Genomic DNA, 20,952 nt, shown 5'->3' with positions numbered 1-20,952 from the left:
GGAACGCTTCCGCACCGGATAGAGAGGGAATCGCGTGGATAAGTCGTATCGGGGGCGGTTGGGGCCCTTGTCCTTCACCCAGGCTCAGCACAACATGCGCACGTCCCAATAGCGGAGGAAAGCTGCCATGACTGAGGTAATGCGGTATGAAGTGGGCTCCGGGACGGTGCTCGTCGAGACTGAAGATAACAGCTACGGCGTGAACCACCCGGCCCGCAACGAACAGGGGATCCTGGATGTCGGCAGGCGTCTGGAGGATGCTCTCGCGAGCATCCGCCCAGCAGCCCGGGCAGCGTTGGAGGCCATGGCAGAGCTGACCCCTGAAAAGGTGGAGATCGAATTCGGCGTGAAACTGGCTGGGGATGCGGGGGCGCTGATCGCCCGCAGCAGTGGGGACGCGCATTTCATCCTCAGGATGTCGTGGAGTCCTTCGAATGCTGCTCCCCTGGACGAGGAAGAGACAACCTGATGAGGACCGCGGTGTTCGGGTTCTCGAACAGGGCTGGTGCAGGGCCCGCTGCACTACGAGGACCTGCCGGTTGAACCTGAGCTCGAAACCGAGCCCATGGGCTTCTAACGGATAGGAGTGATGGAACCATGAAAGCAGCAACCGCACGTCCCACCCGGTGGCCTGTCATCGCGAAGGACCCGGCATCGTTTCGCGTGCCGCCCAATCTCGGCGAGTACGAGGAAGTTCGGAAGTCCTTCACATGGGACCAGGCGCGGCGAGAGCTATCCGGGCTACCCGGGGGCCGGGGTCTGAACATCGCCTACGAGGCAGTAGACCGGCACGCCACAGGTGACCGGTCCGGCATTGAAGCGCTGCGCTTCATCCGGTCAGACGGCGGCACCCGCTCACTGAGTTATGCGCAGCTGGCCAGCCAGACCAGCCGGTTTGCCGCGGTCCTGCGGGAACTCGGGGTCGGGAGGGGCGAACGGGTCTTCTCCCTCCTGGGCCGCAGCCCGGACCTTTACGTGGCGGTCCTGGGCACGTTTAAAAATGCCAGTGTCTTCTGCCCGCTCTTTCCGGCCTTTGGTCCCGAACCGGTGCAGCAAAGACTGCGTCTCGGGGCGGGCCGTGTGCTGGTGACCAGCAGGGCGTTGTACCGGAAGAAGGTCGCACCCATCAGGGAGAGCCTTCCCGAGCTGCGCTTCGTCCTGCTGGCCGATGCTGACGGCCACCCTGAACCGGACACCCTGGACCTCACCGAGCTCCTGGCCAAAGCCTCGCCGGACCAGGACATTGCGGTCACGCAGCCCGAGGACATGGCCCTGCTGCACTTCACCAGCGGAACCACAGGCACCCCCAAAGGTGCGATCCACGTCCATGAGGCAGTGGTCGCCCACTATGCCACCGGCCGCTACGCCCTGGACCTCCATCCGGATGACATCTACTGGTGCACAGCCGATCCGGGTTGGGTTACCGGGACCTCCTACGGGATCATCGCACCTCTGGTCCATGGGGTCACTGTGGTGGTGGATGAGGAAGAACTCGACATTGACCGGTGGTACAGGATTCTCGCCGAACAGCACATCACGGTCTGGTACACGGCTCCGACGGCGCTGCGCATGCTGATGAAGGCGGGGGCGGAGAGGGCTGCTGGCCACGACTTGTCTGCCCTGCGCTTCGTCGCGAGTGTTGGCGAGCCGTTGAATCCCGAAGCCGTGGTGTGGGGACAGGAGGTCCTGGGCCTGCCGATTCATGACAACTGGTGGCAGACCGAGACCGGGGGCATCATGATTTCCAACTATCCTTCCATGCCCATCCGCCCCGGCTCCATGGGGCGGGCGCTGCCGGGAATCGAAGCTGCGCTGGTAGCGCGGGACGCCCACGGTGAGCCCATCATCCAGGACGGAAAGGCCACGCTCGTCACCGAACCGGACACCATGGGGGAACTGGCGCTCCGGCCCGGATGGCCTTCCATGTTCCGCGGCTACCTCAACGAGGACGAGAGGTACCGCCACTGTTTCGCCGGTGGCTGGTATCTCACCGGCGACCTGGCAAGGCGCGACGGCGACGGGTACTTCTGGTTCGTGGGCCGCGGGGACGATGTCATCAAGTCATCAGGTCACCTGATCGGCCCCTTCGAAGTGGAAAGCTGCCTGATGGAGCACCCGGCAGTGGCGGAGGCCGGGGTCATCGGTGTCCCCGACCCGGTGGCCGGAGAAGTGGTCAAGGCCTTTGTCGAACTGCAGCGAGGCCAGGAACCCTCCGAGGAACTCCGGCTGCAAATTATCGGATTCGCCCGCAAACGCTTGGGCGCCGCGGTCGCCCCCAGGGTCCTCGAGTTCACCACCGACCTGCCCAAGACCCGTAGCGGCAAGATTCTCCGCCGGCTGCTCAAGGCGCGCGAGCTGAGCCTGCCCGAGGGCGACCTGTCAACGCTGGAACAGGCCGGGCTGCGGCCATGAACGAGCGGCGGGAGCAGGCCATCCCTGATGCTGGCCACGCCCGGCATCTCTTGCGGCAGATGCTGCGTGTGCGCACCCTCGAGGAAAAGTGCATTGAACTTTACAGCGCCGCTAAGATCCGCGGTTTCCTGCATGTCTACATCGGTGAAGAAGCCGTGGCCGCCGGGGTGCTGGAAACGCTGGCGCCGGAGGACGCCGTGGTGGCCACCTACCGGGAGCACGGCCATGCGCTCCTGCGGGGGTTGTCCGCCGGCTCCATCCTGGCCGAGATGTATGGGCGTCTTGAAGGATGCTGCCGCGGCCGGGGCGGCTCCATGCACCTCTTCGATGCCGCCACCCGCTTCTACGGTGGAAACGCGATTGTGGCCGGCGGGTTGCCGCTCGCCGTCGGCCTAGCCTTGGCCGACAAAATGGCCGGCCGGCGCCGGGTGACCGCCTGCTTCTTTGGGGAAGGTGCGGTAGCTGAAGGCGAGTTCCACGAAAGCCTGAACCTTGCAGCGCTGTGGCAGCTTCCGGTGCTCTTCTGCTGCGAGAACAACCTGTACGCCATGGGCACGGCACTGTTCCGTTCGGAGTCACAAACCGACATGGCCCTCAAGGCCGCCGGCTATGAGATACCCGCCTGGGCCGTCGACGGGATGGACGTGCTCGCGGTCGAGGAAGCTGCCCGGCGGGCCGTTGATGCCGTGCGCTCCGGCGGAGGCCCGCATTTCCTGGAGCTGCGTACCTACCGCTTCCGCGCCCACTCGATGTTCGACCCTGAGCTGTACCGGGAGAAATCCGAGGTGGCCCGGTGGATGGAACGGGATCCCATCGTCCTGATCAAATCCGCGCTGGAGGCGGCAGGTGAGCTGTCGGACGAGCAGTGGGCCGCGCTGCAGGCCGACGTCGACGCGGAGGTGGCTGCCGGCGTCGAATTCGCAGAGGCGGGCACACTCGAACCGGTGGAGGACCTCACCCGGTTTGTCTACAGCGAGCGAAACGACGTAGCCGAAGGGGGGCCGGCAGCATGAAAACCACTTACCGGGAAGCGGTCAGGGCAGCCCTCCGGGACGCCCTGCAGCGCGACGAGCGGGTGTTCCTGATGGGCGAGGACGTGGGCCGCTACGGCGGCAGCTTCGCCGTCAGCCTGGGCCTTCTTGAGGAATTCGGCCCGGAGCGCATCCGCGATACTCCGCTGTCCGAATCCGGCTTTGTCGGGGCGGGAATCGGAGCGGCCCTGGGCGGAATGCGTCCCGTCGTCGAAATCATGACAGTCAACTTCAGCCTGCTTGCCCTGGACCAGATCATCAACAACGCAGCGACCCTGCTGCACATGTCCGGCGGCCAATTCAACGTGCCAATAGTGATCCGGATGACCACAGGGGCGGGCCGCCAGCTCGGCGCACAGCACTCGCACAGCCTGGAAGGGTGGTATGCGCACATTCCGGGCCTGCGCATCCTGGCCCCCGCCACCCTCGCCGACGCCCGCGGGATGTTATGGACCGCGCTCCAGGACGCGGACCCGGTGCTGATCTTCGAGCACGGGTCGCTGTACAACGTCGCGGGGGAGCTGGAGGACGGCGCCGGGCCTGTGGACATCGACAAAGCTGCCATCCGGCGCCGCGGAAACGCCGTCACCCTTATCACCTACGGCGGTACCCTTCCCCTCGTGCTGGAGGCCGCGGACCGCTTGGCCGGGGACGGCATTGACGCTGAGGTCCTTGACCTGCGCACCCTCCGGCCGCTCGACGACGGGACCATCTTCAACAGCGTCGGCAAGACCCACCGGGCAGTGGTCGTGGATGAAGGCTGGCGGAGCGGCAGCCTCTCCGCCGAGATCGCCGCCAGGATCGGCGAGCACGCCTTTTTCGACCTCGACGCCCCGGTGGAACGGGTCTGCAGTGAAGAAGTGCCCGTGCCGTACGCCAAGCACATGGAGCTGGCCGCGCTGCCGTCGGTTGAGAGGGTCGTGGCTGCCGTGCGGAAGGCCGTGGGAAACCGTGGCTGAGTTTCGAATGCCGTCCCTGGGCGCCGATATGGAGCACGGCAAGGTGGTGGAGTGGCTGGTCAAGCCCGGTGACTATGTCCACAAGGGTGACATCGTGGCCGCTGTGGACACCGACAAGACCGTCATGGACATCGAGTCATTCGAGGAAGGCGTGGTCGCCGAGTTCCTTGTGGACATCGGCGACACCGTGAACGTAGGGACACCCATCGCCCGGTTCACTCCGACACCCGCCGACCGAAGCCCGGCCCCGTCAGAACCAACCCCCACCGTGGCGTCGGCTGGCGAACCCCGGCCGGCACCAGCCGTTGTGGAGCCCAAAGTCCCTTCACCTCCGGCGGTCAAACACGGCAGCAAAATCTCGCCGCCGGTCCGGCATCTGGCCCACTCCCTCGGGGTCGACGTCGGCTCGATCCGTGGCAGCGGCCTGAATGGCGAGGTGACCCGTGCCGACGTCGAAAGTGCTGCCGCCGAGAGTACGGCCAGGGGAGTGCCGGCAGCTCCCGGAGCCCAAAACGGCCCGGCGTACCAGCGCAGGATGCGGTCCTCCCCGCGTGCCCGGCGGCTGGCGACCCAGGTTGGGGTCGACCTTCAAGAAGTGGTCGGTACCGGGCCCGACGGCGCCATCACCGAGTCCGATGTCCGTCGCGCCGCGGGCGCGGCCACCGGAAAACGGGTGGAGGCGATGGCATCCGAGCCTCCACGGCAAGCGGAGCCTGCAGTCGACGCTGCACCGCGGAGCCGGAAAGAGATCGGCGGGGATAAGGCCGCCACCCTCAGGCAGGCCATCGGCTCCCTCATGTCCCGTTCGAAGAAGGAAATTCCGCACTACTACTTGGCCAACACTCTTGACCTGGCAACGGCGATGGCGTGGATGCAATCGCAGAACCAACAGCGGCCGGTCTCATCCCGCCTGGTTCCCTCGGCCCTGCTGCTGAAGGCGACGGCATTGGCCGCAAAGGAAACGCCGGAGATGAACGGGTTCTTTACCCGTGGGACGTTTCACCCGAGCGCCAGCGTCCATCTTGGCGTCGCTGTGGCCCTGCGCCACGGAGGTCTGGTGGCTCCCGCCCTGCACGATGCCCAAACGCTGACCCTCGATGAACTTATGGACAAGTTGCGCGGCCTCGTCAGCCGAGCCCGGGCGGGCCGGCTGCAGCGCGCCGAGATGACCGACCCCACCATCACCGTGACCAACCTGGGCGACCTCGGCGTGGACAGCGTCTACGGCGTAATCTATCCACCCCAGGTGGCCATGGTGGGCTTCGGCAAAGTCCTTGAGCAGCCGTGGGCGCACAACGGAATGCTCGGCATCCGCCACACTGTCGCCGCAACGCTATCGGCAGACCATCGCGTCAGCGACGGGCTCCGCGGCGGCCGTTTCCTTTCCCGCATCGATGAATTACTGCAGAGACCGGAGGAGTTATGAAGGAACAGGACGCCAGACAGGCAGTGCAGGCAGCAATCAGCCAGGTGGCCCCCGATGTTGAACCTGATGATCTCGAAGGCTGTGCCCGGTTGCGCCAGGACCTGGAACTTGACTCGCTGGACTTTCTTCATCTCGTGGAGACCATCGCAAAGACCACCGGTGTGGACATTCCGGAACGCGACTATCCGGCGGTGGCAACGGTTGACGGCCTCGTTGGTTACCTCGCCGGTCATAGCTGAATGCGGTATCCGGCGGCAGAGTATGGGAAAATCAACGGGAACGGGAAATTATGAAACACCAGCAGCCGACCCTCCGGTTCCTTGGAGCCACCGATACCGTTACCGGTTCCCGATACCTGATTGAGGCCGGTGGCAAGCGTGTGCTGGTCGACTGCGGACTTTTCCAGGGCTACAAGCGCAGCCGCGAACGCAACCGCGCACCCTTTCCCGTCCCGCCGCATTCCATCGACGCCGTGGTCCTGACTCATGCGCACCTGGACCACACCGGATACGTACCCGCGCTCGTCAGGGACGGCTTCGCCGGACCTGTCTACGCCACAGAGGGCACCTTCGACCTCTGCAAGCTGATCCTCCCGGACAGCGGACACTTACAGGAAGAAGAGGCCAGGTACGCATCCCACCGCGGATCGTCCCAACACAGGCCGCCGCTTCCGCTCTACACGGCGGCCGATGCCGTGAAGTCCCTCAACAGTTTCAAAACCCACGGGTTCGACACCCCCTTGCCGCTTGGCGGAGGCATGGAACTGACGTTCCTGCCCGCCGGTCACATCCTGGGCGCCGCGCAGGTCCATATCCGGATCGGCTCACACTCCGTGCATTTCACCGGGGATCTGGGCCGAGCCGATGATCCTTTCATGTACCCGCCGCGGGCGCTTGGCCGTGTCGGGGTGCTGGTAACCGAGTCAACGTACGGCAACCGGAAACACTCAGGCATGGACCCGCAGAAACAACTTGGGGAGATCATTAATCGGGTGGCGAAACGCGGCGGGGTGATCATGATTGCAGCGTTCGCCGTAGGCCGGGCTGAGACGCTGATGCTGTATCTGTCCAAGCTCCGCAGGAAGAACGCGATTCCGGACATCCCGGTGTACCTGAACAGCCCCATGGCGATCGACGCTTCCCGGATGTACCAGCGGTACCGCGAGGAACACCATCTCAAGCAGGACGACTACGAAGGCATGTATAGGCTGGCCAGGCTCACCCGCACCGCGGATGAGTCCAAGCTGCTGAACCTGCGAGGCGGACCGATGATCATCATTTCAGCCAGCGGCATGCTGACCGGCGGCAGGATCCTGCATCACATCGCAGCGTATGGACCGGATTCGAAAAACGCCATCGTCCTCAGCGGCTACCAGGCCAGCGGTACCCGGGGTGCGGTCCTCGCCGCCGGGGAACGTGTGCTCCGCATCTATGGTGGGGACGTTTTGATCCGCGCCGAAGTTATCCAGATGCAAAGCCTGTCTGCCCACGCCGATTCCGACGGGCTCATCGCGTGGATGAAAGCAGCAGAAACCGAACCCCGCATGACCTACATTACGCATGGCGAACCCGTTGCATCGGATGCCCTCCGCATCCGTATTAAACGGGAACTGGGCTGGCGGGCCCGGATGCCTGAACACCTGGAACAGATCTCCATTGAGAACCCGCGATGAAGCCCTGCAGTGGATTGCCCGTACCAACCGAGGGGGCGCCGCACGGGGCATGGTGAGGTTCTGGTCCAGTGTGAAACCCGCCTGTGACATCTTCCACGGTGCTGGGCGCCAAGCCATTACGGCGGCTCAGACGCCGACCGTCACCGACTTGCGGTGCATGAACATCAAGAGCAGGAAGGTCCGAGTATCAGCGCCAACGGTTCTCGGAGAAGGCCGGTTCTCGTGGCCCTCGGCCCGAACAGTGGAAGTACCTCCCTGAAATGCTCTGCTCTGGGGCAGAATATGAGGTGTGGTCAAGAAAACGTCTGATGAGGCGAGCCCCCAGGTCCTGTCCAAGAAGGACTACGACAAGGAATTGCTGCGGTTGCAGGAGGAACTGGTCGCCTTGCAGGAGTGGGTGCGCGCAACCGGCACGCGGTTGGTCGTTATTTTCGAAGGACGCGACACCGCCGGTAAGGGCGGAACGATCCAACGCATTAGCGGGGCGCTCAACCCGCGCTTCTGCAGGGTTGTTGCACTCCCGGCGCCCACTGAGCGCGAGCGGTCACAGTGGTACTTTCAACGCTACATCGCCCATCTACCAGCGGCTGGGGAAATTGTGCTGTTCGACCGGTCTTGGTACAACCGGGCCGGGGTGGAGCGGGTGATGGGCTATTGCACCGATGAACAGTATGCCGACTTCGTCGAGGCGGTGCCCATGCTTGAAGAGGCATTGATCTCCGATGGGATCGTCCTGGTGAAGTACTGGTTGAGTCTTTCTGACTCCGAGCAGCGCCGACGATTCCAGGGCCGCATCGATAACCCGGCTAAGCGTTGGAAACTGAGCACCCTGGACCTTGAGGCGCAAGCCCGGTGGGTTGACTACGCCGAGGCCAAGGACAAGATGTTTGAGTTCAGTGACACCGAGCGCAGCCCGTGGTGGGTGGTCGACGCCGACAACAAGAAGGAGGCCCGGCTTAACCTGATGGCCCATCTGCTATCGCTACTGCCTTACGAGCGCCGGGAGTTTCCGGACATCGAGTTGCCCGAGCGCCAGAACCGGATCTACGACCGACCGCCGTTGGATCGCCAGCGGTTCGTTCCACAGCGCTACGAGATCGGGAAATCTAAAAAAGCGCCGAAGGGCAAGAAGAAGGATTCCGCCCAGCATAAGTCCCGCTGAGTGGATGCCGGTTGGTCTGCCGGTTTCGGGTGGGTTAGGATTCTTTTATCAAGGGGAGTACTCCCGTCTGTGATTGGCCCGTCAATACGGATGCACTGAAGCATCTCGGGTCGTCGGTTCCGGTGTTGTCCGGGGCGGAGGAGACCTTGGCGTATCTGTTCAACGCCTACCCCTTGGGAGCAATCTTATGCAGGTCACACCCCTGATCTGGCTCATCACGATCGCTGTGACGATCCTCTTCTTTGTCTACGAGTTCTTCGCCCACGTTCGTAAACCACACGAGCCGTCCATCGCAGAATCGGCGCGCTGGTCGGCCTTCTATATCGGACTGGCACTGTTGTTTGGGGTGGGGATCGGGGTGGTGTCGGGATGGAAGTTCGGCGGTGAATACTTTGCTGGCTATCTCACCGAGAAGGCTCTGTCGATCGACAACCTATTCGTTTTCCTCATCGTGATGGCCGGATTCGCCGTCCCGAAAAAGTATCAGCAGAAGGTGCTGATGATCGGGATCATCATCGCCCTCATCCTGCGTGGCGGGTTTATCGCTATCGGAGCGACCCTGATCGAGAACTTTTCGTGGGTCTTTTACATCTTCGGCGCCCTACTGCTCGTTCTGGCCTACCGGCAAGCGTTCAGCAGCCACGAGTCCAATCCGGCTAACGGTAGGTTTATGACACTGGTCCGCCGGGTCCTGCCCGTCACCGATGAGTATCACCAGGACAAACTCACTGTGAAGCAGGGCGGGAAGCGCTACGTCACGCCCATGTTGCTGACAATCATCGCGATTGGCTTTGTGGACGTCATCTTCGCTGTCGATTCAATCCCCGCAATCTACGGTCTGACCAACGAGGCCTACATCGTTTTCACCGCCAACGCCTTCGCGTTGATGGGTCTGCGGCAGTTGTTCTTCCTCATCGGAGGGCTGCTCGAGCGCTTGGTCTACCTCGCCCAGGGTCTGGCCGTCATCCTCGGCTTCATCGGAGTGAAGCTCGTCTTCCACGCCCTGCACGTCAACGAGCTCCCCTTCGTCAACGGCGGGGAGCCACTTCTTTGGGTACCCGAGATCCCCATCTGGTTCTCGCTGCTCTTCATCGCAGCCACCGTCGTTGTAGCGACCGTCGCGAGTCTACTCAAGACCCGCAGCGCCGAGGACATGGACGAGCAGGTACTGGTAAACGGCATACCGGTAGACGCCGTACGTCCACACGAGCTGGCCGAGCATTCTGAGGTCGATGGGAGGACGGAGTCCACTGCCGACACGTCCAAATAGGCTTTAACCGGCAGTTGTGAAGGGCGTCGGAGGTGCTGGTGGGTATCGGCGTCCTACGCGGATCCGTGAGCAGGGAGGGGCCCGCATCCCGTATCGTTGTCTGATGGTTACACGACGTGAAGCAGCTCAAATCCTCGATATTTCCCTGGAAATGGCGCACCGTCACGGTATCCCTGCAAGGCTGACGGACACCGAGCTATCCGAGCTCATGGACAGTCCACCGGGCTGGCTCGTTCAGTCCAGGAACAACCGGACGGGTAAGCGCCCCGTTTGGGTTCAACTGACCTGCGCGGTCTGTGGTTTCTCGGAAGCCGCACGGCCTAAGAAGTGGTGGCCGCCGTTCACCTATGTCTACTGCGCGCACCACACCCTTGAGGACCTCCCGCCGGTAATGCCGAGTCTGGTCCGCAGCGAGTACGAGGGAATCGGAAGTCGGTTCGTCGGCATCGTTGATGTCGAAGTGCCAGTCTCCTGACAGCCGGTGTCCGGCCGCGTTTCGCAGGTAGGCCCAGAGATTGATCAGTGGAAAGGCGAAAGTTCACCTGTGAAGGGAACCCGTAGGCCAAATTCCGCCGGGTACCTTTTCTCGGCCTACTGTTGATACATGAGGATCAACGCCTTTTCGGATGTCTGCCTGCGCGTGATGATGATCCTTGCTCCAGCGGCGGAGCTGAAAACTTCCCGAGTTATCGCCGAGGAAATTGGCATCCCCTACAACCATGTCAGCAAAGCCGTAATACGGCTCCGCGATCTTGGTCTTGTCGATGTCGTCCGTGGGCGCTCCGGTGGGCTAAGGATCAGTGAGGAGGGCCGCCGTGCGAGTGTCGGCTCTTTGCTGCGGGCTTTGGACACCCGGGAGGATCTCGCGGATTGCCGCACACCGGCCGGTGATTGCCCGCTCATTCACGGTTGCGGTTTGCGTACGGCATTGCGCCGCGCCCGGGAAGCTTTTTACTCGGAGCTCGACGACGTTGTCATAGCAGGGCTGGCCGATCCCCGTGGGACGGGTCCTGTCTTCGTTGCTTTGAGCACAATAAGCAGCCAATAGGTGGTGCCGCAGCGGTGCGCTTGTCATAGCTCAAATAGTTAAACCAGCATATGAGATGCTACTTTTAGGGTAGGCAAATGAGCCTCAAATCTAGGAGACGGCATGCTTTCGACCCAGTCCCATCCCATCATCGAGGCGACTCTTCCCTTGGTGGGCGAGAAAATGCCCGAAATTGCCAAGAACTTCTACGCCAGGCTCTTCACTGCGCATCCGGAGTTGTTTGATGGCCTCTTTAGCCGATCAAATCAGAAAAATGGGACACAGCAGCAGGCCTTGGCGGGAAGCATTGCGGGATTTGCCACTCACATGGTCAATAACCCAGACAGTGCCCCGGAAATTCTGCTTGCCCGTATCGCCCACAAGCACGTGTCCCTCGGCATTGTGCCGGAGCAGTACGACGTCGTTTACAAGCATCTCTTCGACGCTATTGCCGAGGAACTCAGCGATGTAATTACCGCCGAAATAGCTGGAGCATGGACTGAGGTCTACTGGCTGATGGCCCACACCCTGATCAAAATGGAAAAGGGACTATATGCCTCAGCCGCCAATGACAAGCCCTGGGCACCATGGACGGTGAGCAAAAAAGAAGCTGCGGGCAGCGACGCCGTGACCTTCACTCTCGTTCCTGCCGATGAGACCCCGGTGACACCATCCCAGCCGGGACAGTACGTTGGCGTGAAGGTAAGGATGCCAGACGGCGTTCACCAGGTACGCCAATACTCGCTGGCCGCAGACGACGGGACAGCCGTGCGGGTATTCACCGCCCGACTCGACACGGAGGGCGAAGTAACTCCGGTGCTTCACAACAGCGTCCAGGTCGGCGACCAGTTAATGCTCTCAAACCCCTGTGGAGACGTCACCTTGGCTGACGGTGATCACCCGCTCGTTCTGGCGTCTGCCGGGATCGGCTGCACCCCCACAGCCTCGATTCTGCGGTCCCTGGCTCAACAAGAATCCCGTCGAGAGGTACTCGTCCTGCATGCTGAAGCCAGCCTCGACCGCTGGGCGCTTCGGGAACAGATGAGCAACGACGCGGCAAGCCTCGAGTCCGCCGGACTCGAGCTCTGGCTGGAAACGCCAACCAGCGATTCGCGTGAGGGATTCATGTCCCTGGACGCAATAACCATCCCGGATAACGCGTCCGTTTACCTTTGCGGACCGCTACCCTTCATGCGCTCAATCCGATCGCAGGCACTAAAATCAGGCGTCCCGGCTGACCGCATCCACTATGAAGTATTCGGATCCGACCTCTGGCTCGCCAATGCCTAAGAGTTGCCCCTAGCTGCCCAGTTGAACGATAACCGCCGCAATCAGCGCCTGCGAGGCGCACTCAGCGACACGGTTGACCGGCGCACAGTACACACTCACATCACAGTCCAAGGCAGGAGCTATTAAACATCAAGCAGGCGGGGGAGACCCCCGAAATCGTTCCTTCCTACTCAGCCGTCTCCTAGTCTGCCATTCTGCTATCAGGATGACTTGGTGATTGCTGAGTGAAATAACTGGATGGCAAACGGCGGTCGAGCCGGGCTAAGTCTTCCCAACAATCACATCGATGAGCAGGGAGGAAGCGACTTTGGAACCGGGCTTCAGGATGCCGATGAAAGCTGTTGACATAGGCCACAGCTGAGAGCACACTGTAGCCGTTGGTCGCAAATGTCCGGTTTAGCCCTGAAAAGGCCACGCTTCAGAGGTCTCCGGACCCTCATCCCGGAGCATCTCTCCTCCGGGTCAAACCAGTTGGGCAAGGCTTAGTGGGGAGGACGAGATGTCCGCGATAAGTGTCAAGGCTCTGGAATCAAAGTCATTCAACGAACCCGATGAAAAACGCCGTCCGCCTAAGACCGAAGTTGATGTGGTCAACCTTGGCGACACTACCTTAGGCAGGTTCACTTTCGAGCCCGGCTGGAGGTGGTCCGAGACCGTCAAAACCGTGGTGCAGACCGAGAGCTGCCAAAATAGTCATTTGGGGTTTTGTATTGCCGGAACGCTGACAGTTGAGATGGAAGATGGAACCCGCGCCACAATTCGCGTCGGCGAAGCCTATTCAATCCCCCCTGGCCATGATGCCTGGGTCGAAAACGATGAAACATTTGTGGGCTACGAAATTCTGAGCGCAGCCGCATATGCCAAACCTGCTTAGTTCCAGAGGACGTAAGCGGGCGTAGTGGACTCACTCCACAGGCTTGTTCTCGCGCGAGCTTCTCAGCGCGCTGTGGCAGTCGGCACCGGAAACACCGCTGTCTGCCAGCGGGATTGTCATCCCCTGCACAGGTCGGCATATGTTCGGTCTCGCAAGGTGCATGTCAGATTCAGCATCACATCTGGGCAGGTGGAGGTTGGCAAATCCCTCGCGGACAGCCCAGCCACCGCGACCATAGCCGCAGGAAGCTTCGCGCCAGACAACGCAAAGCGCGGTCCGGATGTCACGGGTCGGGGCCGTGTCCATGCGAGGGCTCGGGCGGACCATCAGAACTGCTATTTCGTCGGTGTCACGGGTCGGTTGGAGAGTTGCCACTAATGAGCATGAAACTGCTGAACAAGGGAGACCGCTGGGTCTTATCGGAGGCGGGATCGGCGTGCATTCGCCAGCAACAGTGGGTGCCGTCAAATCCCTCGAAGTAGTGCTGAATTTCTGCCGCCAAAAATTGAGTGGAGGCCGTCAGGCTACGCCCCAGTCATGCCCATTCAACCACCGTGCAAGCGGTAACGCCTCAACCCCAAAGTCTGCGCTGGTCGCCGTCATGTCTATTGCACCACTCCCGCGGCGGATCATGCATCTCACCTGAGCTGCCACCTCAAACGCTACCGTTTCGCCGAAAATGGGCGCCAGCGCAAGCTCGTAATCGTCGGGGTCGATAGACACGTAGGTCATCGGACGTCCGGTAACGTCAGCGAACCGACCGGCGATGTCGACGCCGGTAAGCGCTTCTGGTCCGCCGACGTCGAATCCCCTCCCCGCCAGGTCAGGCCGGTCTAGAGCGGCCACTGCGTACGCGGCCGTTTCCGCCGCAGAAATCCAGGACATCGGGAACTGCGCAGGCAGCGGGAACGCTACGACACCTGAGTCGACGATCCCTGGCCTAATCCATGGACCCAAAAATATTTCATAGTAAAAGGTCGGGCGAATCACGACGCTCGGGATCCCACTGGCGTGGAGGTAATCGACCACCTCCTGACGCGCCTCATAAGCATGAACGTTTTCGCCGGGAATGACGTGCGCGCTGGTATTGAACACGACCAGCTTCACTCCGGCTGCACGGGCGGCGTCGACGGCATTGCGGCCATATGCCTCATGCAATTCGAAGTCATACTGCAGGGGGAGTTGGAGGACCACACGATCGATGTCGGCGTTCGCCTTTGCGAGGCTGTCCGGGTCGCCCAAGTCGGCCACTGCGACCTCAGCGCCCCGAGCGCTCCAGTGCGCGGCGCGGTTTGCGTCACGAGTTACGACGCGAGTGGTCCGCCCCTGTGTGAGGAGCTGGGCCTCGACCGGAGTCCCTTGGGTACCCGTTGCCCCGTAGACGAGAATAGTTTCAGTCATCGTTATTCCTTCATCGCCTCCGAAGGTGCACCTGATGTGCGCCGGAGGAGAGCCATTGTCCTCCCAGCGGCGTTCCTCGTCTACTACCTAAATGATCCAGATTGGAGTGTCCGTGACCAGACGAGTCGGAGCAAGACCACCCCAAGGGCATCCAGGACCATTTGGTTTTACAACTCGGTGGGCTGTTAAGGAGAAGAGGCGAGATCAGGTCGTTTGGAGTGTTCTCGCTAGTTCAATAATGTCCTGAGCTTCTACATCGGGCTGGGCGTAGTAGGAGGGGTAGGCAGTAGCCGAGCGGTTTATCCAGGCGGTCTGCAAACCGGCGGTTTTTGCGCCGTGGATGTCCCACGGGTGGACCGCTACCAGCATGAGATCGCCGGGCGCATGGCCGGTCTGGCGTGAAACGTAGCGGTAGGCCTCTGCGGCCGGTTTCCAGCATGGCGCATCTTGGACGCTGAGCAATCGGGAGAACTTGTCCCGGATGCCGCCCCTGGAGGTTAGAGATTCCGCTACTGAAGGAGAACCGTTGCTAAGCGTGACCAGTTGAGTGATGGTGTTCAGTTTCCTGATGCCGGGTGCCACATCGGGGTGCAGAGGGAGGTTCTTGAACACGCCCATGATGTGATTGGTCTGGTTCTGATAGTTGCCCGGTCCTAAGGTTTGGGTGAGGAGCCGGTGAAGACTGTCGGATGCGATGTCCAGGAAGGCCGGGTTTTCGCCGGTTGTAGTGAGCGCGAACCCGTCGCGGAGTAATTCGGCGAACCATACACGTGAGAGGGTCTCGTGTAACCCAGATTCTGTGAACGCATTTTTCATCGGCGTCATGTCAGACAAAGTCTCATTGACGTCAAAGACCAGAACTGCCGGTGTTGTGCGCATAGGGATGACCCTTCCTGGCTCGTCGACGAGTTGGTTTGGGACAGTAATGGCCCTGTGACGACGATACCCGCCTCCACATGACTGCAGACACTTCGCAAATGTTTGACACCTACGAATTCCATTCCTACCTATTGGCGCTACCTCACCAGAAGCCACCCCCAGGATGTATTTTCTAAGGAGTACATCCCAGGGACGGCAGGGAGCACCGGGGCTTGCCACCTTGAACGGATTCCGGCCGCAGCGCCCCCATTGTTTGTTGGAGGGTGGATGTGGTGGCCGGGACCGGTCCCGTATGATGCGAGTCCGAGGGCGATGGCGCCCCACACCTCTTGAAGGATAGAAGAAGAGTCTATGCTGGCTACTGCTCGGAACTCGCAGGACCGCACTGTTAGGTTCGGGTTCGCATTCATCGGCGTTCTGCTCATCGCAGTTAACCTTCGGGTGTCCTTTGTCAGCGTGGGCCCGGTGCTGGAGAACATCAGCGGCGATCTCCAGTTATCCAGTGCTGCGGCAGGATTCCTTACTGGTCTTCCGCTCATCGTTTTTGCAGTTTTCTCACCCGTCGCGCCCCGTATCGCGTCTCGTTTGGGTCTTGATCGTACGCTGTGGCTATCACTGCTGATCCTCGCCGTCGGTATCGTGCTTCGCTCGTTACCCGTGCCCGGTTTCATCTGGCTGGGCACCGTGCTGATCGGCTTGGCTATTGCGTTTCTCAATGTCTTGGTGCCGTCGCTTGTGAAGCGGGACTTTCCACTGCGGGTCAGCCAGGTTACCGGAAGCTACACCGCCACACAGGCTGCGTTCGCTGCGGTCGGGGCCGCCGTCGTCGTGCCTGTGGCACAAATGTCTCCGGCGGGATGGCGGTTTGCCCTTGGAATCTGGGTGGGACTGGCTCTGATAGCGATGGCGGTGCTCTTGCCGTGGCTGCGCCGGCACAGGTTGGATACTCCGCACGCCACCATGCCGGAGGCCCCTCACCGGTCGCCATGGGCCTCAGCCTTGGGTTGGCAGGTGACGATTTTCATGGGCTTGCAGTCTATTGGCTTTTACGTTTTGATGGCGTGGCTCCCCTCCATCGAGCAAAGTCGCGGAATCCCTGCCACCACCGCGGGAGTTCACCTGTCAGTATTTTTGCTCATCAGCGTGTTCGCCAGTCTTGCCGCAGGAGGGATCATTCATCGAGGCGTGGACCAACGGTTCGTATCCTTCATGAGTGGGGCTCTCATGTTCGTGACGTTTCTCGGTCTGGCACTGGTGCCGGACCTCATCTTGTTGTGGATCCTTCTGGGAGCAATCGGGTGCGGGAGCCTCATTGTTATTGCTCTGTCGCTGTTCAGCCTCCGGACCGTCAATCACCTGCAGGCGGCCTCCCTGTCGGGCATGGCGCAGTCTGTCGGTTACGGTCTGGGTGCAGTCGGGCCGGTGATGTTCGGCGGCCTTCGCGATGTGAGCGGGGGTTGGACGCTTCCACTCATTGTCACCGCTGGCATCATGGCGGTTCTCGCTGGGACGGGTTTGCTCGTCGGACGTGACCACGTGATCCGCGGTACTGATTGACCGAAAGCCGACTACCGAAGCAGGGTCTCCCAGAGTGATGTGTCGTTCGTCCAGGCTCAGAACGCGTAGCGGATGCGGCAGTACGGCGCGATATCCCGAATCAGGGCAAGCAGTTGTCGAACATAGCCAGCCTTGGTCCCTGAGCGGTAGCGGACGTTGGTGAAGCCGTTGGACGAAACCTTCGATTCCTGCAGGTCTGGGCGCCACAGCGCCTTCTCGGCCTGCGGATGCCACCCCAAATTCACCTCGTGTAGCCGCTCGTTGTGGGTCAGGAAAATGACTTCCGCCGCCAGTTGCGCTTTAGCGGCGGGCGTTAGCTTGGCATCAAGCTGGCGCAACAGTTCCTCCCAATCGCTGAGCCAGGTGTCCGTGATGATGACGGGGGAGAAGTTGACGTGTACCTCATACCCGGCCTCCACGAAGTCATTGATCGCAGCCATCCGTTCGGCCACAGGCGAGGTTCGGACGTCAATCGATTTCGCCAGCTCCGCGGGCATGAGGGAAAAGCGGATCCTGGTATGACCGCCGTGGTCCCACCCGAGCATCGCTGGGTTAACGTACTTGGTGGCGAAGGACAGCTTCGCGTTCGGCACATCGCGGAAGAGCGTGACGAGGTCCTCCACGTTATCGCTGATCAGCGCGTCGACTGAACAGTCGCTGTTCTCGCCGATGTCGTAGACCCAAAGTTCCGGGTCGCACTGGTTGGGCTCCAATTTCATGCCCTGTCGTGCGGCGTGCCGATCAAGCGCTCCTGCGATCTGCGAGATGTTCGCGAACACGGTTACCGGATTGCTGTATCCCTTGTGTCGGGGTACGTAGCAGTAAGCGCATGCCATGGCGCAACCGTTGGCCGTTGAGGGCGCAATGAAATCCGCTGACCGGCCGTTCGGCTTTACGGCCAACGATTTCTTGACCCCGAGTACCAGCGCTTCCGTCTTGATCCTGGACCAGCGGGGAACGTTGGTCTCATCACCGTGGAGGTCCGGTATGTTCCAGTGGTTGTCGACAAGCACAACTTCGGCTGCCGGCCATCGTTGGACAATCTCTTTCCCTCGTGGCAACTCCAATGCGGCGGGTTGGGCATAGATGCGACGGATCTGTAACAGCCGGTTGAACTCCATCACTCTATTCTCCCAAGGTGCCGAAGATGAGGGCACCGGTTATGCCGAAGGCCTCTTACGGCAGTCAACCGGGAAAGCATGGGGGACAGGAAGGGCATCCTACCGAAAGGACCGTCAAGGCGTTCGAGCGCCTTGACGGTCCCAGAGAGTGGTTACGAGCGTAAGCCACCTACCACCCGGCAACGGTGGTTTCAGTCAATTTGCGCCGTCAGGCCAGCAGCCTTGATTGCGGTCGACGCGGCGGCTTCGTCGTTGTCTGAGCTGTCCCCACTGATGCCGACCGCTCCCTGGATGGTGCCGTCATTGTCGCGCACCAGGACACCACCGGGCACTGGGATGAGTCGGCCACCCAGAGTGGCTGTCGCTGCGGCAATGAAGTAGGCCTGTTGCTCGGCGCGCTCCATAATTGCCCGCGAACCCATTCCGAGGGCCAGCGCTCCGTACGCCTTACCCTGGGCGATCTCAAAGCGATTATTCGAGGCACCATCCTGGCGCGCAGCGGCGATGACGTGGCCGCCGGCGTCGAGCACGACGACGGTCAGCGGCTTGAAGTTCTGCTGCTGACCTGCCGCGAGGGCGTCGGCGATGATGGATTGGGCGGTTGTCAGTGTCAGGCTCATGATGACCTCGTTCGATTGTCGGCTTGCTTATGCAGGGCACGGCGGCGATGCAGAATGGGTTCGGTGTATCCCGATGGTTGAGCGGCGCCCTCTAGAACGAGTTCGCGGGCTGCCAGGAACGCCTCGGTATTGAACGCCGGGGACATTGGCACGTAGGCGGGGTCCGAGGCGTTCTGCTCGTCGACGACCACAGCCATTCGTTGCAGGGAAGCGTCGACCTCTTCCTCGGTTACGATGCCGTGCAGCACCCAGTTCGAGACGTGCTGGGAGCTGATGCGGCAGGTTGCGCGGTCTTCCATCAATGCTGTGCCATGGATGTCGGGAACCTTGGAGCACCCGACGCCGTCGTTCACCCAGCGCACGACGTATCCCAGGGTGCTCTGAATGTTGTTATCCAGCTCGCTACGTCGGTCATCCGCATTCCAGTCAGAGGGGTTACCGACCGGAATGGTGAGCAGTTGACGCAGGGTCGAGCGACGCTTCCCGGCTAGTTCAGCCTGCCGGGCATCCACATCGACTTGATGGTAATGCATAACGTGCAGGGTCGCGGCGGTCGGGGAGGGGACCCAGGCGCAGTCCGCGCCGGCAAGCGGGTGCGCAACCTTTTGCCTCAGCATGTCGCCCATATTGTCAGGGGCCGCCCACATGCCCTTACCGATTTGGGCCCGCCCGCTGAACCCGCACTCCAGGCCTATATCAACATTCGCGTCCTCATAGGCCGCGATCCAGCTGGAGTTACGCATGTCGGCTTTGCGGACCATGGGGCCAGCGATCATCGAGGTATGGATTTCGTCGCCGGTGCGATCAAGGAATCCGGTGTTGATGAACGCGACACGGTCCCGCGCCTCCCAGATGCAAGCCTTCAGGTTGGTCGACGTACGGCGTTCTTCGTCCATGATGCCGATTTTCAGGGTAAGCGGTTCAAGGCCCAACACGGGCTCTACGGCCGCCAACAGTGCGCAGGCCACTGCGACTTCACCCGGACCGTGCATCTTCGGCTTGACGATGTACACCGATCCGGCCCGCGAGTTGCGCCCGGCGTGTGGGCCCCGCAGATCGTGTACGGAGCCAAGTCCAGTGAATAGGGCGTCGAGGATCTCCTCGGGCACCGGCGCTCCGGAAGAGTCGAGGACAGCATCACTGGTCATCAGGTGGCCTACCTGGCGGATGAGAAGCAGCGAGCGCCCGGGCAGAGTCAGCTCCGAGCCGTCGGATGCTGTGTAGGTGCGGTCGGAGTTGAGCCGCCGGGTATGTGTGCCTCCCTTTTGCGCAATCTCGGCAGTCAGGGTGCCCTGCATCAATTGCAGCCAATTGCGGTAGCCCAAGACCTTATCCCCGGCGTCGACCGCTGCTACGGAGTCTTCGAGGTCCATGATGGTTGTGATCGCTGACTCCAACACAAGGTCCTTCACCCCAGCAGGGTCCCCAGAACCGATGGTGTGGGTGCGGTCGATCAGGATTTCGACGTGAAGTCCGTGGTGTACCAGCAATACTGATTCGGGGGCGTCCGCGCTTCCCTGATAGCCCACCAGTTGCCCTGGGTCGGCCAGCCCCAGCGAACCATCTGGTGTCTCCGCGACGAGAGCGCCGTCTGCAATTCGGTAGGCGTTGACGTCAGCGTGGGATCCGCCCGCCAGACCAAGGTACTCATCCAGGAACTGCCGCCCGCGTGCCACGACGGCGGCGCCACGGACTGGGTTATAGGCACCTGTCTGTTCGCGACCATCGCCGTCGTCAACTGCATCCGTGCCGTAGAGCGCGTCATAGAGTGAGCCCCATCGAGCGTTTGCTGCGTTGGCAGCGAACCGGGCATTCAGGAGCGGGACTACCAATTGAGGCCCGGACACGGTTGCGATCTCGGGGTCCACCCGGTCGGTCGTGATAGCGAAGTCTCCGGGCTCGTCGACCAGGTAACCGATTGAGCGGAGAAACGTCTCGTAGGCTTCCTCCTGCACGGGTTCCGCCCCTTGCGAGCGGTGAAACTCGTCAATTTGCTGCTGCATCCGGTCCCGGATGGCTAGCAGTTCCCCCACCTGGGGCGAGAAATCGGTGATGACCGCGGCCGCGCCAGCCCAAAAAGCTCCCTCTTCAATCCCCGTTCCAGGCAAAGCTTCGTCCCGGACGAAGTCATAAAGCTCCTCGGCGACGCTGAGGCCGTTGATCTCCAAATAGTTCGGCATAATGCCCGCCCCTTAGATTCTCGTAAGGTGGAAAAAGTTTACCAATATCAAAACCTAGCCAGCGCTGCTCC

Annotated in this window: 19 protein-coding genes; 14 read left to right on the top strand and 5 right to left on the bottom strand. The window is 61.5% G+C overall.

Annotated features, from left to right (window positions below; all coding sequences use genetic code 11):
* The first annotated feature begins 127 nt into the window (after positions 1 to 127).
* The 13 genes from DDA93_RS13095 (at position 128) to DDA93_RS13035 (ending at position 13,123) form a co-directional block, all read left to right on the top strand.
* Entirely contained in the window at positions 128 to 469 is a 342-nt protein-coding gene (locus tag DDA93_RS13095) for a CU044_2847 family protein (protein ID WP_024477399.1), read from the top strand.
* 128 nt (positions 470 to 597) lie between these two features.
* The gene (gene acsA, locus DDA93_RS13090) at positions 598 to 2,412 is read left to right on the top strand and encodes an acetate--CoA ligase (RefSeq protein WP_024477398.1); all 1,815 of its coding nucleotides are present in this window, start codon (positions 598 to 600) and stop codon (positions 2,410 to 2,412) included.
* Positions 2,409 to 3,425: a pyruvate dehydrogenase (acetyl-transferring) E1 component subunit alpha gene (gene pdhA / locus DDA93_RS13085; protein WP_024477397.1), complete on the top strand. Its 1,017-nt coding sequence runs from the start codon at positions 2,409 to 2,411 to the stop codon at positions 3,423 to 3,425. The genes acsA and pdhA overlap by 4 nt, the downstream gene beginning before the upstream one ends.
* The gene (locus DDA93_RS13080; RefSeq protein WP_024477396.1) at positions 3,422 to 4,402 is read left to right on the top strand and encodes an alpha-ketoacid dehydrogenase subunit beta; all 981 of its coding nucleotides are present in this window, start codon (positions 3,422 to 3,424) and stop codon (positions 4,400 to 4,402) included. The genes pdhA and DDA93_RS13080 overlap by 4 nt, the downstream gene beginning before the upstream one ends.
* Positions 4,395 to 5,828, top strand: a complete 1,434-nt coding sequence (locus tag DDA93_RS13075) for a 2-oxo acid dehydrogenase subunit E2 (protein ID WP_116778989.1) — start codon at positions 4,395 to 4,397, stop codon at positions 5,826 to 5,828. Before DDA93_RS13080 ends, DDA93_RS13075 begins: the two co-directional genes overlap by 8 nt.
* The gene (locus DDA93_RS13070) at positions 5,825 to 6,067 is read left to right on the top strand and encodes a phosphopantetheine-binding protein (RefSeq protein ID WP_024477394.1); all 243 of its coding nucleotides are present in this window, start codon (positions 5,825 to 5,827) and stop codon (positions 6,065 to 6,067) included. The genes DDA93_RS13075 and DDA93_RS13070 overlap by 4 nt, the downstream gene beginning before the upstream one ends.
* 50 nt (positions 6,068 to 6,117) lie before the next feature.
* Complete coding sequence (locus tag DDA93_RS13065) at positions 6,118 to 7,500, top strand: MBL fold metallo-hydrolase (RefSeq protein WP_035748498.1); 1,383 nt, start codon at positions 6,118 to 6,120, stop codon at positions 7,498 to 7,500.
* A 289-nt stretch (positions 7,501 to 7,789) separates the two neighbouring features.
* Positions 7,790 to 8,662 carry a polyphosphate kinase 2 gene (gene ppk2, locus DDA93_RS13060; RefSeq protein ID WP_024477392.1) on the top strand — a complete coding sequence of 291 codons (873 nt, stop codon included), beginning with the start codon at positions 7,790 to 7,792 and terminating at the stop codon, positions 8,660 to 8,662.
* A 187-nt stretch (positions 8,663 to 8,849) separates the two neighbouring features.
* Entirely contained in the window at positions 8,850 to 9,932 is a 1,083-nt protein-coding gene (locus DDA93_RS13055) for a TerC family protein (RefSeq protein WP_024477391.1), read from the top strand.
* 103 nt (positions 9,933 to 10,035) lie between these two features.
* Positions 10,036 to 10,407, top strand: a complete 372-nt coding sequence (locus DDA93_RS13050; protein WP_024477390.1) for a hypothetical protein — start codon at positions 10,036 to 10,038, stop codon at positions 10,405 to 10,407.
* 129 nt (positions 10,408 to 10,536) lie between these two features.
* Complete coding sequence (locus DDA93_RS13045) at positions 10,537 to 10,980, top strand: Rrf2 family transcriptional regulator (protein ID WP_024477389.1); 444 nt, start codon at positions 10,537 to 10,539, stop codon at positions 10,978 to 10,980.
* Between the two features lie 102 nt (positions 10,981 to 11,082).
* On the top strand, positions 11,083 to 12,249 hold the full coding sequence (locus DDA93_RS13040) for a globin domain-containing protein (RefSeq protein ID WP_116778988.1): 1,167 nt from the start codon (positions 11,083 to 11,085) through the stop codon (positions 12,247 to 12,249).
* 499 nt (positions 12,250 to 12,748) lie between these two features.
* Positions 12,749 to 13,123, top strand: a complete 375-nt coding sequence (locus DDA93_RS13035) for a cupin domain-containing protein (RefSeq protein WP_024477387.1) — start codon at positions 12,749 to 12,751, stop codon at positions 13,121 to 13,123.
* A gap of 519 nt (positions 13,124 to 13,642) precedes the next feature.
* On the opposite strand, the gene DDA93_RS13030 is transcribed toward DDA93_RS13035, so the two are convergent.
* A complete protein-coding gene (locus DDA93_RS13030; protein WP_116778987.1) occupies positions 13,643 to 14,524 on the bottom strand; it encodes an NmrA family NAD(P)-binding protein in 882 nt (293 codons plus the stop codon).
* Positions 14,525 to 14,728: 204 nt separating this feature from the next.
* Positions 14,729 to 15,403: a haloacid dehalogenase type II gene (locus tag DDA93_RS13025; RefSeq protein ID WP_035748479.1), complete on the bottom strand. Its 675-nt coding sequence runs from the start codon at positions 15,401 to 15,403 to the stop codon at positions 14,729 to 14,731.
* A gap of 351 nt (positions 15,404 to 15,754) precedes the next feature.
* Between DDA93_RS13025 and DDA93_RS13020 the strand changes: the two genes are divergently transcribed.
* A complete protein-coding gene (locus DDA93_RS13020; protein WP_116778986.1) occupies positions 15,755 to 16,960 on the top strand; it encodes an MFS transporter in 1,206 nt (401 codons plus the stop codon).
* Between the two features lie 56 nt (positions 16,961 to 17,016).
* Here DDA93_RS13020 and DDA93_RS13015 read toward each other — a convergent pair whose 3' ends face one another.
* The 3 genes from DDA93_RS13015 to DDA93_RS13005 all read right to left on the bottom strand — a co-directional run bounded on the left by DDA93_RS13015 (position 17,017) and on the right by DDA93_RS13005 (position 20,881).
* A complete protein-coding gene (locus DDA93_RS13015; RefSeq protein ID WP_024477383.1) occupies positions 17,017 to 18,081 on the bottom strand; it encodes a spore photoproduct lyase family protein in 1,065 nt (354 codons plus the stop codon).
* 191 nt (positions 18,082 to 18,272) lie between these two features.
* Complete coding sequence (locus DDA93_RS13010; protein ID WP_019481279.1) at positions 18,273 to 18,701, bottom strand: heme-binding protein; 429 nt, start codon at positions 18,699 to 18,701, stop codon at positions 18,273 to 18,275.
* The gene (locus DDA93_RS13005) at positions 18,698 to 20,881 is read right to left on the bottom strand and encodes a malate synthase G (protein ID WP_116778985.1); all 2,184 of its coding nucleotides are present in this window, start codon (positions 20,879 to 20,881) and stop codon (positions 18,698 to 18,700) included. Before DDA93_RS13005 ends, DDA93_RS13010 begins: the two co-directional genes overlap by 4 nt.
* Positions 20,882 to 20,952: the final 71 nt, after the last annotated feature.

Source organism: Arthrobacter sp. Bz4 (assembly GCF_003075455.1).
Taxonomy (GTDB): domain Bacteria; phylum Actinomycetota; class Actinomycetes; order Actinomycetales; family Micrococcaceae; genus Arthrobacter_D.
The sequence above is the reverse complement of the archived record's forward strand: the minus strand, read 5'-3'. Positions and strand labels throughout refer to the sequence as shown.

What these genes read in the sequence shown, in the direction of transcription:
- DDA93_RS13025 (WP_035748479.1), bottom strand. Translation starts at nt 15,403, where the DNA reads ATGCGCACAACACCGGCAGTTCTGGTCTTTGACGTCAATGAGACTTTG.
- DDA93_RS13095 (WP_024477399.1), top strand. Translation starts at nt 128, where the DNA reads ATGACTGAGGTAATGCGGTATGAAGTGGGCTCCGGGACGGTGCTCGTC.
- DDA93_RS13065 (WP_035748498.1), top strand. Translation starts at nt 6,118, where the DNA reads ATGAAACACCAGCAGCCGACCCTCCGGTTCCTTGGAGCCACCGATACC.
- DDA93_RS13070 (WP_024477394.1), top strand. Translation starts at nt 5,825, where the DNA reads ATGAAGGAACAGGACGCCAGACAGGCAGTGCAGGCAGCAATCAGCCAG.
- DDA93_RS13030 (WP_116778987.1), bottom strand. Translation starts at nt 14,524, where the DNA reads ATGACTGAAACTATTCTCGTCTACGGGGCAACGGGTACCCAAGGGACT.
- DDA93_RS13050 (WP_024477390.1), top strand. Translation starts at nt 10,036, where the DNA reads ATGGTTACACGACGTGAAGCAGCTCAAATCCTCGATATTTCCCTGGAA.
- DDA93_RS13035 (WP_024477387.1), top strand. Translation starts at nt 12,749, where the DNA reads ATGTCCGCGATAAGTGTCAAGGCTCTGGAATCAAAGTCATTCAACGAA.
- DDA93_RS13080 (WP_024477396.1), top strand. Translation starts at nt 3,422, where the DNA reads ATGAAAACCACTTACCGGGAAGCGGTCAGGGCAGCCCTCCGGGACGCC.
- pdhA (WP_024477397.1), top strand. Translation starts at nt 2,409, where the DNA reads ATGAACGAGCGGCGGGAGCAGGCCATCCCTGATGCTGGCCACGCCCGG.
- DDA93_RS13005 (WP_116778985.1), bottom strand. Translation starts at nt 20,881, where the DNA reads ATGCCGAACTATTTGGAGATCAACGGCCTCAGCGTCGCCGAGGAGCTT.
- DDA93_RS13015 (WP_024477383.1), bottom strand. Translation starts at nt 18,081, where the DNA reads ATGGAGTTCAACCGGCTGTTACAGATCCGTCGCATCTATGCCCAACCC.
- DDA93_RS13055 (WP_024477391.1), top strand. Translation starts at nt 8,850, where the DNA reads ATGCAGGTCACACCCCTGATCTGGCTCATCACGATCGCTGTGACGATC.
- acsA (WP_024477398.1), top strand. Translation starts at nt 598, where the DNA reads ATGAAAGCAGCAACCGCACGTCCCACCCGGTGGCCTGTCATCGCGAAG.
- DDA93_RS13045 (WP_024477389.1), top strand. Translation starts at nt 10,537, where the DNA reads ATGAGGATCAACGCCTTTTCGGATGTCTGCCTGCGCGTGATGATGATC.
- DDA93_RS13020 (WP_116778986.1), top strand. Translation starts at nt 15,755, where the DNA reads ATGCTGGCTACTGCTCGGAACTCGCAGGACCGCACTGTTAGGTTCGGG.
- DDA93_RS13010 (WP_019481279.1), bottom strand. Translation starts at nt 18,701, where the DNA reads ATGAGCCTGACACTGACAACCGCCCAATCCATCATCGCCGACGCCCTC.
- DDA93_RS13040 (WP_116778988.1), top strand. Translation starts at nt 11,083, where the DNA reads ATGCTTTCGACCCAGTCCCATCCCATCATCGAGGCGACTCTTCCCTTG.